12 protein-coding genes are annotated in these 13,045 nt (G+C 74.6%); 8 read left to right on the forward strand and 4 right to left on the reverse strand.

Annotated elements, in window-relative coordinates:
• Nucleotides 1-35: 35 nt before the first annotated feature.
• The 3 genes from RVR_RS02865 to RVR_RS02875 form a co-directional block, all read right to left on the reverse strand.
• Complete coding sequence (locus RVR_RS02865; protein WP_202232271.1) at nucleotides 36-1,241, reverse strand: sialidase family protein; 1,206 nt, start codon at nucleotides 1,239-1,241, stop codon at nucleotides 36-38.
• A 140-nt stretch (nucleotides 1,242-1,381) separates the two neighbouring features.
• Nucleotides 1,382-2,320, reverse strand: a complete 939-nt coding sequence (locus tag RVR_RS02870) for a dihydrodipicolinate synthase family protein (protein ID WP_202232272.1) — start codon at nucleotides 2,318-2,320, stop codon at nucleotides 1,382-1,384.
• Nucleotides 2,320-3,924, reverse strand: coding sequence for a sialate:H+ symport family MFS transporter (locus RVR_RS02875; RefSeq protein WP_202232273.1), 1,605 nt, complete (start codon nucleotides 3,922-3,924; stop codon nucleotides 2,320-2,322). The genes RVR_RS02870 and RVR_RS02875 overlap by 1 nt, the downstream gene beginning before the upstream one ends.
• 210 nt (nucleotides 3,925-4,134) lie before the next feature.
• Between RVR_RS02875 and RVR_RS02880 the strand changes: the two genes are divergently transcribed.
• The 4 genes from RVR_RS02880 to RVR_RS02895 all read left to right on the forward strand — a co-directional run bounded on the left by RVR_RS02880 (nucleotide 4,135) and on the right by RVR_RS02895 (nucleotide 7,472).
• Nucleotides 4,135-4,881, forward strand: coding sequence for a FadR/GntR family transcriptional regulator (locus RVR_RS02880; RefSeq protein WP_202232274.1), 747 nt, complete (start codon nucleotides 4,135-4,137; stop codon nucleotides 4,879-4,881).
• 128 nt (nucleotides 4,882-5,009) lie between these two features.
• On the forward strand, nucleotides 5,010-6,074 hold the full coding sequence (locus tag RVR_RS02885) for a LacI family DNA-binding transcriptional regulator (RefSeq protein WP_237404533.1): 1,065 nt from the start codon (nucleotides 5,010-5,012) through the stop codon (nucleotides 6,072-6,074).
• Entirely contained in the window at nucleotides 6,071-6,637 is a 567-nt protein-coding gene (locus RVR_RS02890; RefSeq protein WP_202232275.1) for a GNAT family N-acetyltransferase, read from the forward strand. Before RVR_RS02885 ends, RVR_RS02890 begins: the two co-directional genes overlap by 4 nt.
• Before the next feature lie 184 nt (nucleotides 6,638-6,821).
• Nucleotides 6,822-7,472 carry a VOC family protein gene (locus tag RVR_RS02895; RefSeq protein ID WP_202232276.1) on the forward strand — a complete coding sequence of 217 codons (651 nt, stop codon included), beginning with the start codon at nucleotides 6,822-6,824 and terminating at the stop codon, nucleotides 7,470-7,472.
• A gap of 113 nt (nucleotides 7,473-7,585) precedes the next feature.
• Here RVR_RS02895 and RVR_RS02900 read toward each other — a convergent pair whose 3' ends face one another.
• Complete coding sequence (locus RVR_RS02900; protein ID WP_202232277.1) at nucleotides 7,586-7,963, reverse strand: DUF427 domain-containing protein; 378 nt, start codon at nucleotides 7,961-7,963, stop codon at nucleotides 7,586-7,588.
• A 440-nt stretch (nucleotides 7,964-8,403) separates the two neighbouring features.
• Here RVR_RS02900 and RVR_RS02905 point away from each other — a divergent pair, with 440 nt between their 5' ends.
• The 4 genes from RVR_RS02905 to RVR_RS02920 all read left to right on the forward strand — a co-directional run bounded on the left by RVR_RS02905 (nucleotide 8,404) and on the right by RVR_RS02920 (nucleotide 13,001).
• Nucleotides 8,404-9,147 carry a FadR/GntR family transcriptional regulator gene (locus RVR_RS02905; RefSeq protein ID WP_202232278.1) on the forward strand — a complete coding sequence of 248 codons (744 nt, stop codon included), beginning with the start codon at nucleotides 8,404-8,406 and terminating at the stop codon, nucleotides 9,145-9,147.
• 307 nt (nucleotides 9,148-9,454) lie between these two features.
• A complete protein-coding gene (locus RVR_RS02910) occupies nucleotides 9,455-10,897 on the forward strand; it encodes an amino acid permease (protein WP_237405216.1) in 1,443 nt (480 codons plus the stop codon).
• On the forward strand, nucleotides 10,894-12,252 hold the full coding sequence (locus tag RVR_RS02915; RefSeq protein WP_202232280.1) for a glutamine synthetase family protein: 1,359 nt from the start codon (nucleotides 10,894-10,896) through the stop codon (nucleotides 12,250-12,252). The genes RVR_RS02910 and RVR_RS02915 overlap by 4 nt, the downstream gene beginning before the upstream one ends.
• Nucleotides 12,249-13,001, forward strand: coding sequence for a gamma-glutamyl-gamma-aminobutyrate hydrolase family protein (locus RVR_RS02920; RefSeq protein ID WP_202232281.1), 753 nt, complete (start codon nucleotides 12,249-12,251; stop codon nucleotides 12,999-13,001). The genes RVR_RS02915 and RVR_RS02920 overlap by 4 nt, the downstream gene beginning before the upstream one ends.
• Nucleotides 13,002-13,045: the final 44 nt, after the last annotated feature.

Raw genomic sequence — 13,045 nt, forward strand, 5'->3', positions numbered from 1 at the left:
CCCGCCCGACGTCACGCCGTCACGCCGTCACGCCGTCACGGGTGCAGCTCCCGCAGGGGGAGCCGGGCGAAGGCGATCCGGTCGTACGCGGTCGCGGTGCCGGTCTCGTAGAGGAGGCCGACCTCGTCGGGACCGGTCTGCACCAGATCGCTGTACCCGGCGGGGAGTCGGCTCAGGGTGCGGACGTCGGCCCAGGTGCGGCCGCCGTCGGCGCTGGCGCGCACCGCCATGGCGGCGCGGGCGTCGGGGTCGGCCGGGCCCGCGAACAGCAGTGGCCCGCCGACCGGTTGGAGCAGGCTGCCCTGCACGACGGGCCCGGACAGCTCGACCTGGGGCGCGTACGGCTGCTCCAGGTGCTCGCCGCCGTCGGCGCTGCGGGCGTCCACGCGGACGCCCGGCGCGCTGCCGTTCTGGTCGCGGGCGTTGAAGTACACGGTGCCGTCCGCCAGTTGCGCGACGGCCGTCTCGTTGGCGTTGACCACGCCGTCGGGTGTGCCGTCCACGAACCCGATCCGCCAGGTGGTGCCGCCGTCGTCGCTCAGCAGGCAGTGGCCGCCGTAGTACTTCGCCTCGGTGCCGGTGTCCGCGGAGCCGGCCGGGGGCGCCGAGGAGTGGTTCGCGGGTGCGACGAGGCGACCGCGGTGGGGGCCGGTCCCCAGCGCGATCGCGTGGCCCGGACCGGTCGCGTACCAGCGCCAGTCCGGGTGCCCGGCCGCCGCGGTGATCTCCCGCGGCGCGGTGAAGGTCAGCCCGTCGTCCGTGCTGTGCTGCACCCACACCCTGCGGCCGTCCGCCGCCGGCGCCTGGCCGGACATGATCTGCTCCTCCGTCACCCCCGCGCCGTTCGTGCACGTCAGCAGGGTGATACGGCCGGTACGCGGGTCTACCACGGGCGCCGGGTTGCCGTGCGTGTCCGTGCCGTCGCCCGCGACCACGGCCTGGCCGGCCCAGGTGCGGCCGCCGTCCGCGGACCGCCTCGCCACGACCACCGTCCGGGCGCTGTCCGCGCTCCCGCTCCTCGCCTCGGCGAACGCCAACAAGGTGCCGCGCGTCGTGCGGACCACGGCCGGGATGCGGTACACGGCGTAGCCGTCCGCGCCCGAGGTGAACACGGTCGTCTCGGGTGCCGGGCCGGTCGTGCCGCCTTCCGTGGCGGCCGCGGCTCTCGTCGACACCCCGGCCAGGCCCAGCGCCCCCACGGTCAGCGGCAGCACGATGAGCCTGCGACGGCTGAACGACATCTCCGGTCTCCTCTCCGACGTACGTACTGCTGGCGTGATGGCGGTGCGGGTCGCGCGCGACCGGGAGGCCGTGGCCCGGCCGGTACGGGCGCCGACGGGTACGGACCGGCGGGTACGGACCGGCGGTACGAGCCGACCGGTCACGATCCGCCGGACAGGGCCTGGCCGACCGGGTCCAGGCCCGCCTCGGCGAGCCGGTCGGCGACGGCGGCGGCCTCCTCCGCGGTGAGGGGCAGCAGCGGCGCCTGGGTGCGGCCGGAGCGGATGACACCACGGGCAGCGAGCGCGGCCTTGAACGCGCCGAGCGCCGCGGACATCCGTCCGATCCGGGTACGGTCGGCCACCTCGATGATGCCGAACAGCGCGGTGAGCCGCCGCTGCTCGGCCCGTGCGGCGGCGCCGTCCCCGCGCCGGGCCGCCTCGTAGAGCCGGACGTACCCGTGCGGGTCGACGTTGCCGAGCCCGGGCACGATCCCGTCCGCGCCCCGCTCCATGGCGAGGTCGGCCAGCGTCTCGGAGCCGGTCAGGCACCCGACGCCGCTGCCGGAGGTGCCGTCGAGCACGCGCTGGAAGCCCTCCAGGTCGCCCGAGGAGTCCTTGACCGCGGCGATCACCTTGTCCCGGGCGAGGCCCACCAGCAGCGCGGGGGGCAGCTTGACGTGGGTGTTCGCCGGGATGTCGTAGGCGACCAGCGGCACGTCCAGGGCGGCGTGCAGGAGTTCGTAGTGGGCGCGTACCTCGGCATCGGTGACGCCCACGTAGAAGGGCGCGGTGACCACGACCGCGTCGGCGCCGATCGCCTGGGCGCGCCGGGCGTGGTCGAGCACCCGCAGCGTGCCGGTGTCGATCGCGCCGGCCAGCACCGGAACCTGCCCGGCGGCGGTGGCGACGACCGTCCGCAGGGCGACGTCCCTCGCGGCGTCGGTCAGTTGGGCGATCTCCCCGGTGGAGCCGCCGACGAACAGGCCGTGCACGCCGGCGTCGAGCTGGAAGGCTGTGAGGCGTTCCAGCGACGCGGTGTCCACCTCCCCGTCGTCGGTCAACGGGGTGCACAGGGGAGGGACGACTCCGTGGAACATCAGGTCCTCTTCACGGTGTTGGTGCCGGTGGGTGGTGCGGGATCGGACGGCGGTGCGGGGGCGGTGGGCGGTGCCGGGGCGGCGGGCGCGCCGGGCACCATTCCGCTGCCGGGGTCGGGATCGGCATCGATGCGGGCGCCGCTGCCGGGATCGGCGTAGGCGTCGGCTTCCAGGCGGTCGCGCGGGGGCAGCCCGGCGCGTTCCGCCCGCCGGTCCGCGGCGGCCTGCACCCGTACCGGCACGTCGAATCCGACCAGCAGGACGACCAGGGCGGTGAGCGCCACGCCGAGCACCGCGATGGACCTGCCCAGGCTCAGCGGCTCGGCGAGCTTGGCGCCGAGGATCGGGGCGGCGGCGCCGCCGAGCGCGCCGACGTTGTAGCTGAACCCGAGCGCCGCCGCCCGGATGTTCAGCGGGTAGTGGTCGCTGACGTACTTCGGCAGCACCCCCGAGCCGCCCGAGCCGGTGCCGACCAGCATGAACAGCAGCACCCACATCCACACGGTGTGGCCGGAGCCGAGCGCGAAGACCGGCACCACGAAGGCGAGCGAGGCGGTCAGCATCCCGGTGTACGCGATCCGGGTGCCGAACCGGTCGCCGAGGTAGCCGCTGAGCACGCACCCGAGGGCGTAGCCGCACCCGGCGTACAGCAGGGCGTCGGACACCTGGTCGGGGCTGTAGTGCAGCGAGGTCTTCAGGTAGGTCGGCAGCAGTGCCTGGAGCGGCCAGGAGTAGAGGAACGCGCAGAACACGGTGACCATCAGCGCGACCACCACGGGCCACAGCCGCCCGGCGAACTGCACGGTCAGGGCCACGAAACAGGCCGTGATCACGGCGACCAGCGCGAGGGTGACCGCCATGTCCTGCCCGCGCAGCACCACGACGAGCGCGACCGCGGCAGCGAGGCAGACCACGACGTTGAGCGCCCGGCGCGACCCGCCGGAGAACAGGACCGCGGTGGCGCTGACCGGGCGGCGGCCGGAGTCGGCCGCCCGCTGCCACTCGGTCGCCTCCGGCAGCCGGCGGCGCAGGTAGACCGCGAGGACCACCGGCAGGATGCCGATCCAGAACAGCACCCGCCAACTGCTGTGCGGCACGACCCAGGCGTACGCCTTGGCGGCGAGCACGCCGCCGAGCGGGTAGCCCGAGAGGATCATGCCGCTGGCGGTGTTGCGGAGCCGCCGCGGCCAGCTCTCGATGAGGTAGGTGACGCTGGTGCCGTACTCGCCGGCCATTCCGAGGCCGACGACCATGCGGAAGGCGAAGAGCGACCAGTAGTCCCAGGAGAAGCCGCAGAGCACCGAGCCCACGGCGTACAGCGCGATGCTCAGCACCATCGCCGGGCGGCGGCCGAACCGGTCGCCCAGCGCACCGATGGCCAGGCCGCCGAACCAGCGGGAGACGAAGGCGGCGGACACCAGGGTCGCGGCGGTGACCGTGGACAGGTGGAAGTCCCGCGAGATCTCCGTGAGGACCAGCGTGATCAGGACGAAGTCGAAGCCGTCCATCGCGTAGCCGAGCCAGGCCGCCGCGAAGGACTTCCAGTCCTGGCGGGACAGCTCCGCGCGCCAGCGCAGCGGTGGTGCTTGGGGGTGGTGGCTCATACGGCTCGCATCCTCGGGAGCGGGTGGACGGTGCGGTCGGGGCGGTGCGGGGCGGTGGGGCGGGGCGGTCGAACGGGGCGGGCACGGCGGTGCCCTGGCGTACGGCGCCGGACGCCCGGGTCCGTGACGCACCGTACGGGCCGACTCCGCACCCGCTCCAGGTCGGACGTGGGACGTCCGACGTCCTACGGTCAAGGTAACGTAGGCGCCATGCCCGCTTCGCGCAAGCCCCTCGCCCCGGAGGTCTCACCGCAGGCCCGGGGCCGGCGGCCCACCGTGCAGGACCAGATCACCGACCTGATCGTGGAGCTGGACCTCGATCCGGGCGAGGCGCTGCCGCCGGAGCCCGAGCTGATGCGCGTGCTCGGGGTCAGCCGGAACTCGGTGCGCGAGGCGCTCAAGGGCCTCCAGGCGCTGGGCATCGTGGACATCCGCCACGGCTACGGCACGTACGTCGGCACCGCGCAGCTACTGTCCATGGCGCCCGGCCTGCTCTTCCACTCCCGGCTGGCGGTGCGCCGCGAGCACCCGGGGGCCCTGCGCGACATCGTGGAGGTGCGGGCGATGCTGGAGAGCGGACTGATCCGGCGCTCGGCCGCGGAGCTGTCCGCCGCCGACCTCGACCGCCTCCAGGCCGAGCTGGACGCGCTGGCCGCCGACGGCGCGCCGGCCCGCGCCGACCACGACCGGCGGTTCCACGAACTGCTCTACGAGCCGCTGGGCAACACGCTGGCGCTCCAGCTCATCGCCCTGTTCTGGGGGGTGTACCGGCAACTCGAAGGCGAGGTCGGCAAGCCCCGCACCGATCACGAGCAGGTGGTGCGCCAGCACCGCAAGGTCCTGGCGGCGCTCCGCTCCCGCGACCCGGACGCGGCGGCGGCCGCCATCGCCGACCACTTCGCGGACGTCACCGCCCGCACCGAGCGGCTGGCGGCGGACCGGTTGCCACCCGCCTGACGGGTCCGCGCGACGGCCGCGCGACGTCCCGCACGCCCCTGGTGTAACGCCGTGAAACGGCGCCGCACCCTGGTCGGCTCGGCCAGGGCGGGGTTACGCTGCGCGGGTGAAACGGGAGGGTGTAACGCGTGGCTAGCGGGAGCGGAAGCGTGGGCGGCAACGGGAGCGGGAGCAGCACCCGCCCCGCCGGCAAGGCGACGGTCCGGGCGATCGCCGCCGAGGCGGGGGTGTCGATCGCGACGGTCTCGCGGGTGATGAACGGCCACGTGCGGGTCGCACCCGACACCGAGGGCCGGGTGCGGCGCGCGGTGGCGCGGCTGGGCGCGCAGGCACCGGCGCGGCGCGGCAGCGCGACCGGCGCGATCTACGTGCGCTGCCCGTACGTGCTCACCGACTACTTCGGGGTGATCGTCTCGTCGGTCGCCGAGACGCTGGACCTGCACGGGCGGCGCCTGGTGCTGAGCGCGGGGGACGCGGCGCGGGCCACCCAGGTGCTGCCCGGGCTGCCGGACGACCCGGGCATCGCGGGCGCGCTGCTGATCGTGCCGCCGGAGCCGGAACGGGAGTTGGAGGCGCTGCGGGCGAAGGACTTCCCGTTCGTGGTGATCGACCCGCGCACCCCGCTGCCCCGGGACATCGCGTCGGTGTCGGCGGCCAACCTGACCGCGGCCCGCAGCGTCACCGCGCACCTGGTGGAGCTGGGGCACCGCAGGATCGGGGTGATCGGCGGCCCGGGCGACTGGCTGGCGGGCAGGTCCCGCCTGGCCGGCCACACCTCCGCGCTCGCGGACGCCGGTGTGCTGCCCTCCCCCGAACTGGTCCGCTCGATCGAGCCGACCGCCGGGTGGGGCTACGCCGCGGCCTGCGAGCTCCTCGATCTGCCCCAACGCCCCACCGCGCTGGTCGCGTTCAACGACAAGGCGGCGGTGGGCGCGCTGCGGGCGGCGTACGAGCGGGGGTTGCGGGTGCCGGAGGACCTGTCGATCACCGGGTTCGACGACATCGACCTGAGTCGCAGCACCGTGCCGCGGCTGACGACCGTCCGCCAACCGCTCGAGGAGATGGGGCGGATGGCGGTCTCGCTGCTGATGCGGCTGCTGGAGCAGCACACCGTGGAGACCCTGCACGTGGAGCTGGCCACGGAGTTGGTGTTGCGCGGCTCGACGGGCCCGGCGCCGGGGAGCACGGGGTGAGCGGGCAGGACGAGGTCGCGCCGGACCTCGGGAGGAGCCGGGCGGGCCGGGCGGAGGCGCCGCCCGGTGCGCCGGACCGGCCCGCGCTCCAGGTGCTCCGCCCCGGCCACGCCGCCGCGGTGCTCGCCTTCGAACGGGAGAACCGCGCGTACTTCGCGGCGTCGGTACCCGACCGCGGGGACGCGTTCTTCGCCGAGTTCGACGCCCGGTTCGCGCGGCTGCTCGCCTGGCAGGCCGACGGCACGGACCACCCGCACGTCCTGGTGGCCCCGGACGGCGAGGTCGTGGGCCGGGTGAACCTCGTCGAGGTCACCCCGCAGCGCTCGGCGGAGCTCGGCTACCGCATCGCCCGGAAGGCCGCCGGCCGGGGCCTGGCCACCGCCGCGGTGCGCGAGGTCTGCCGGCTCGCCGCGACCGCCTACTCCCTCACCGCGCTCACCGCCCGCGCGACCCACGACAACCCGGCCTCCCGCACCGTCCTGGAACGTAACGCCTTCCGGCCCGTCGGCCACCTGACCCTGAACGGGAAACCCGCCACCCGCTACCACCGCCCCCTCCCCTGACCTTCCGCCGCCACGCGCGCGCCGCTCCGGGCACGGATGGCGCCCCCGCAGGACCGCGGGAACGTGGGGCCGGGCTCCGCGGTCCACGGCCCGGGGCGGCCTCGGGGTCGGGGTCCCGCCCGGATGGAGCAGGGTCGCGCGGACTCGGGGAGCACGCTCCCGGTGCCGTGCATAGCTTCGTGGCATGACCTCCATCGACACCGTCATCATCGAGGCGGAGGACCCCGCCGCCGCCGAGACGTTCTACGCGACCGCGTTCGGCCTCGGGGACCGGCTGCGCGTGCGCGGCTCCGACACCCCGACCAGCGGTTTCCGGGGCTTCACGCTGTCACTCACGGTGGCCCGCCCGGCGACCGTGGACGGCTTCCTGGACGCCGCGGTCGACGCGGGCGCCACCGCGGTGAAGCCGGCCGCCAAGTCGTTCTGGGGCTACGGCGGCGTCGTACGGGCCCCCGACGGGACCCTGTGGAAGGTGGCCACGTCGCAGAAGCGGGACAAGGGTCCGGCCACCCGAGACGTCGACCGGTTCGTGCTGCTGCTGGGCGTGTCGGACATGACGGCGACCAAGGACTTCTACGTGGCGCACGGGCTGACCGTGGGCAAGAGCTACGGCCGCAAGTACGTCGAGTTCGCGGCGCCGTCCAGCCCCGTGCAGTTCGCGCTCTACGGGCGCCGTGCCCTCGCCAAGGACGCCGGCGTCGATCCCGAGGGCAGCGGCTCGCACCGTATGGCCGTGGTCGGGGGCGACCGCGGCGCGTTCACCGACCCCGACGGCTTCGCCTGGGAGGAGCCGGGTGCGGAGCCCGGCGCGGAGCCGGGTGCTCGTCCGGCCTGACCGGGGGTGACCGGGAAGGCGGTGCGCGCACCGCACCGCGCACCGCTCCCCCGGCCCCGATCACCGGCCGCGCCCGGCCCGCGCACCGCTCGACGGGCGCCCGGGCCCTCGGCTCAGGCGCTCTGCGACTGCTCCACCTCGACGTGCTGCGGGTAGAACGCCACGTGGCCGGCGATCGCGCCGACCGCGGCGTACGGCTCGCGGTAGGTCCACACGGCGTCGGTGATCGTGTCCTCGCCGGTGACCAGCGAGTAGTAGGACGCGTCGCCCTTGTACGGGCAGTACGTGCTGCTGTCGGTGGGCGCCAGCGCGTCCGCGGCCACGTCGGCCAGCGGGATGTACTGGACGGCGGGGTAGTCGGCCTCCTGGAGGGTGAGCGCGGCGGTGGTGTCGGCGACGACCTTGCCGCCGGCGCGCACCACGACGCGGGCGGCCGTCGGCTCGACGGTGATGGGGTGGTCGGGGCCGGGCGTCTTGACGGGGCGTGCCATGAGGACTCCAGAACTCCTGACGGGTCGGCCCGGACGGGTGAACCGGGCCTCATCCCTCGACAACCGCGCCCGCTCGGCCGCCATTCCCGCCGGGGGCGTCGCCTGACGCGTGGCATCGCACGTCTGCTCCCGCTGCTCCCACGTGGCCTCCCCGTGCCGGGCCGGACCCGGCCGTCCGCCCGGGCACCCGTCGGGGCGCCTGTCAGGACGCCCGCCCCGGCACCCGCCGCAGCACCTGGAGCAGGTGCTCCTCCCGGTCGAGCGTTGCCGCGTCCTGGAGGTCGCGGGGGGTTCCGCCGGGCGGGCATGTCCGAAGCGCGCTTGTGCGGCGCTCCTCGGCTCGGTGACCGGTCGGCGTCCGGTCCGGTGACCGGGCGATCACCGCACGTCCGCATGGCCGGGCCCACGCGTTTTCCGGCGGCCGGGCGGAGAATGGCCGCATGAGCGAGTTGCCCGAGCCGCCCGGTCCCGGCACGCTGAGCGGCGCCGCGTTCTTCCGGCCGGTGCGGGCCGGGAACGCCTTCGAGGAGACCGTCGAGCGGCTGCTCCAGGTGATCAAGCTCGGGGTGGTCGCGCACGGTGAACGGCTGCCCCCGCAAAGGGAGTTGGCGGAGCGCTTCCACGTCAGCCGGGTGACCCTGCGGGAGGCGCTCGGCTCGCTGGAGCAGGCCGGCTACGTGCGGTCGCGGCGCGGCCGTACCGGCGGGACGTTCGTCACGCACCGGCCCGGCGCGCAGGACGGCCCGCTCGGCCGGATGGCGCGGCGGGCGCCGGACGAGGTGGAGGACACGCTCGCCTACCGCCGGGCGCTGGAGATCGGCGCGGCGGAACTCGCCGCGGGCCGCGCGCTCGGCGCGCAGGAGCGGCGGCACCTCGCCGACCGGCTGCGGGACACCCAGACCTGCGAGGCGGTGGACTACCGGCGCACGGACTCCCGCTTCCACCTGGCGATAGCCGAGCTGAGCGGTTCCCGGTCGCTGGCGGCGAGCATCGCCGACACCCGGATGCGGCTCAACGACCTGCTCAACGCGATCCCGCTGCTGGAGCGGAACATCGAGCACTCGCAGGCGCAGCACGCGCGGCTGGTGGCGGCGATCCTGGCCGGCGATCCGGTCGGGGCCCGGCAGGCGGCCGAGGAACACCTGGCCGCCACCGCCTCGTTGCTGCGCGGCTTCCTCGGCTAACCCCCCATCGCTCGCTCCCCCACCGCTCCCCTCACGGCTCTCCCCGCCGCTCCCCCACCGCTCCCCCGCGCACCACCCGTCACCGGCGCGGCCCTTGACGGCGCGTCCGGCGGGGTGAGACGGTCTCCCCGCTAATGGAACAGGTTCATTCCATTAACCAGCTCGGGAGACGCCCATGTCCGCTCCCCGCCCCCCGGACCCGACCGCCACCCCGCACTCCCCCGGCTCCCCCCACTCCCCCGCCTCCTCCGCTTCCGACGAGCAGCGGCTGCGCGAACTGGGCTACGTCCAGGAGCTGGCCCGCTCCATGTCGGGCTTCTCCAACTTCGCCGTCTCGTTCTCCATCGTCTCGATCCTCTCCGGCTGCCTGACCCTCTACGGGTTCGGCATGAACACCGGCGGGCCGGCGCTGATCGTCTGGGGCTGGCCGGTCGTCGGGCTGATGACGCTGTGCGTGGGCCTGTCCATGGCCGAGATCTGCTCCAGCTTCCCGACCGCCGGCGGCCTGTACTACTGGGCGGCGAAGCTGGCCCCCTCCCGGGCGCCGGCGTGGAGCTGGTTCACCGGCTGGTTCAACTTCCTCGGCCAGGTCGCGGTCACCGCGGGCATCGACTACGGCGCCGCCACCTTCCTGGGCGCCCTGCTGGACCTCCAGTTCGGGCTGTCGGCCACACCCGGCCACACCGTGGAGCTCTTCGCGGTGATCCTCCTGGCGCACGGCCTGCTCAACACCCTGGGCGTGCGGCTGGTCGCGCTCCTCAACGACGTCAGCGTCTGGTGGCACCTGGTGGGCGTGCTCGTCATCGTCGGGGTGCTGGTGTTCGTGCCCGACCACCACTCCTCCGCGTCCTTCGTCCTCGGCAGGTTCGTCGACGACACCGGCTTCCACAGCCCGTTCTACGTCGCCATGCTCGGCCTGCTGCTGGCGCAGTACACCCTCACCGGCTACGACGCCTCCGCGCACATGACCGAGGAGACCCACGACGCGGCCCGCTCCGGCCCGCGCGGCATCGTCAACGCGATCGTGGTGTCGCTGGTCGCCGGCTGGGTCCTGCTGCTCGGGCTGACCTTCGCCATCCAGGACTACGACGGCGAGCGGACCACCGGCAGCGGGGTGCCGCCGGCGCAGATCTTCATCGACGCGATCGGGCACACCGGCGCGAAGCTCCTGCTGCTGATCGTGATCGGTGCCCAGTTCTTCTGCGGCATGGCCTCGGTCACCGCCAACTCCCGGATGATCTACGCCTTCTCGCGGGACGGCGCGCTGCCCGCCTCCCGGCTGTGGCACCGGATCGACCCGCGCACCCAGACCCCGACGAGCGCGGTGTGGCTGGCCGCGGGCGGCGCCTTCCTGCTCGGCCTGCCCGCGCTGTGGAACTCCACCGCCTACGCCGCGGTCACCTCGGTCTCGGTGATCGGCCTGTACATCGCCTACGTCATCCCGGTGTACCTGCGGCTGCGGCAGGGCGACGCGTTCACGCGCGGACCGTGGCACCTGGGGCGCTGGAGCCGGCTGGTCGGCAGCGTGGCGGTCGGCTGGACCGGGCTGATCACGCTGCTGTTCATGCTGCCCACCGTCAGCCCGATCACCGCCCTCAGCTTCAACTACACGCCGGTCGCGGTCTGCGTCGTGCTGGGCTTCGCGGGGGTGTGGTGGCTGGCCTCGGCCCGGCGCTGGTTCACCGGCCCCCGGATCCAGGACGGCGGTGCGCCGGCCGACCCCGTCGAGAACGATCTGGAGCCCCGTTGAGCAGCAGCCGCCTCACCCTCGACGAGTTGCGCGGGCGCATCGCGTCCGGCGCGGTCGACACCGTCGTCCTGGCGATGACCGACATGCAGGGCCGTCTCCAGGGCAAGCGGGTGGCGGCCGACTTCTTCCTGACCGACGTGGTGCCCGGCGCGGCCGAGGGCTGCGGCTACCTGCTGGCCGTGGACGTCGACATGAACACCGTCGACGGCTACGCCGTGTCCTCCTGGGACGCCGGCTACAGCGACCTCGTGCTCGCCCCGGACCTCGGCACCCTGCGGATGGTCCCGTGGCACCCGGCGACCGCGATGGTCCAGTGCGACGTCACCCACCACGACGGCGCCCCGGTCAGTGTCTCGCCCCGGCAGGTGCTGCGCCGCCAGCTCGACCGCCTCGCCGGGCACGGCTGGCACGCCTACGCGGGCACCGAGCTGGAGTTCATCGCCTTCCGCGACACCTACGAGCAGGCGTGGGACCGCGACTACCACGGCCTGACCCCGGTCAACCAGTACAACGTCGACTACTCCATCCTCGGCACCTCCCGGATCGAGCCGCTGCTGCGCCGCATCCGCAACGGGATGGCCGGCGCCGGCCTGACCGTCGAGTCGGCGAAGGGCGAGTGCAACCCCGGCCAGCACGAGATCGCCTTCAAGTACGGTCCGGCGCTGGCCACCTGCGACGACCACGCGGTGTACAAGACCGGCGCGAAGGAGATCGCCGCCCAGGACGGCGTGAGCCTCACCTTCATGGCCAAGTACGACGAGCGGGAGGGCAACTCCTGCCACGTGCACCTGAGCCTGCGCGACGACACGGGCGCGCCGGTGATGGCCGGCGACGGCCCGCACGGCTTCTCGCCGGTGATGGAGCACTTCCTCGCCGGGCAGCTCGCCTGCCTGGCGGACTTCGCACTGCTGCTGGCGCCGAACGTCAACTCCTACAAGCGCTACGTGGAGGGGAGTTTCGCGCCGACCGCGATCGCCTGGGGCCGCGACAACCGCACCTGCGCGCTGCGCGTGGTCGGCCACGGGCCCTCGCTGCGGTTCGAGAACCGGGTGCCCGGCGGCGACGTCAACCCGTACCTGGCGGTGGCCGCGCTGGTCGCGGCCGGGCTGCACGGCGTGGAGCGGGAGCTGCCGCTCCAGGCGGAGTTCACCGGCAACGCCTACGCCTCACGGGCGCCGCGCGTCCCGGCCACGCTGCGGGACGCGGTGGACGCCTTCGAGCGCAGCGCACCGGCCGCGGCGGCCTTCGGGGAGGACGTCGTCCGCCACTACGCGCACGCCGGGCGGACCGAACTGGCCGCGTTCGGCCGGGCGGTGACCGACTGGGAGCGGCGCCGCGGATTCGAGCGGCTGTGACGCGCCGCCCGCTGGTCGGCGTCAGCGGCTACCTCGACGAGGCGGCCTGGGGCGTGTGGCGGCAGCCCGCGGCGCTGCTGCCGCACACCTACGTGGAGTCCGTCGCCCGGTCCGGCGGAGTGCCGGTGGTGCTGCCGCCGCAGGACGGAGGAACCGCCGAGGTGCTGGACCGCCTCGACGCCCTGGTGCTCGCCGGCGGTCCCGACGTGGACCCGGCCCGCTACGGAGCGGCACCGCACCCGCGCACCGGCGCTCCCCACCCGCTGCGCGACGCCTGGGAGTTCGCGCTGCTCGGCGGTGCGCTGGAGCGCGGGCTGCCGGTGCTCGGGGTGTGCCGCGGGATGCAGGTGCTCAACGTGGCGCTGGGCGGCACCCTGGTCCAGCACCTGCCGGACCGGATCGGGGACCTCACCCACCAGCCGGCCCGCGCCACGTTCGGGCGCCGGACGGTACGCACCCGGCCGGGCAGCGTCCTGCACGGCGTCCTCGGCGGGTCCGCCGAGGTGTCCTGCTACCACCACCAGGCGGTGGACACCCTGGGCACGGGGTTGGTGCCCAGCGCCTGGAGCGCGGACGGCACGGTGGAGGCGGTCGAACCGGCCGTGTCCGGCGGCGGGTTCACCGTCGGCGTCCAGTGGCATCCGGAGGCGGACCCGGACGAACCCCGGCTGTTCGCCGCGTTCACCGCGTTCGCTGCGGCAGCGGCGACACGAGCGGCAACGGCGGCGACCCGGGGCGGCGCGCGATGAGGCCGCGCGCCGGTCGCCGGCCGGGTCGTCGGGAGCGCGGGCGC

The organism is Streptomyces sp. SN-593, assembly GCF_016756395.1.
In the GTDB taxonomy this organism is placed as follows: domain Bacteria; phylum Actinomycetota; class Actinomycetes; order Streptomycetales; family Streptomycetaceae; genus Actinacidiphila; species Actinacidiphila reveromycinica.

Bases quoted from the DNA above. Each gene is read 5' to 3' on its own strand.
- RVR_RS02865 (WP_202232271.1), bottom strand. From the start codon at position 1,241: ATGTCGTTCAGCCGTCGCAGGCTCATCGTGCTGCCGCTGACCGTGGGG.
- RVR_RS02870 (WP_202232272.1), bottom strand. From the start codon at position 2,320: ATGTTCCACGGAGTCGTCCCTCCCCTGTGCACCCCGTTGACCGACGAC.
- RVR_RS02875 (WP_202232273.1), bottom strand. From the start codon at position 3,924: ATGAGCCACCACCCCCAAGCACCACCGCTGCGCTGGCGCGCGGAGCTG.
- RVR_RS02880 (WP_202232274.1), top strand. From the start codon at position 4,135: ATGCCCGCTTCGCGCAAGCCCCTCGCCCCGGAGGTCTCACCGCAGGCC.
- RVR_RS02895 (WP_202232276.1), top strand. From the start codon at position 6,822: ATGACCTCCATCGACACCGTCATCATCGAGGCGGAGGACCCCGCCGCC.
- RVR_RS02900 (WP_202232277.1), bottom strand. From the start codon at position 7,963: ATGGCACGCCCCGTCAAGACGCCCGGCCCCGACCACCCCATCACCGTC.
- RVR_RS02905 (WP_202232278.1), top strand. From the start codon at position 8,404: ATGAGCGAGTTGCCCGAGCCGCCCGGTCCCGGCACGCTGAGCGGCGCC.
- RVR_RS02910 (WP_237405216.1), top strand. From the start codon at position 9,455: ATGTCGGGCTTCTCCAACTTCGCCGTCTCGTTCTCCATCGTCTCGATC.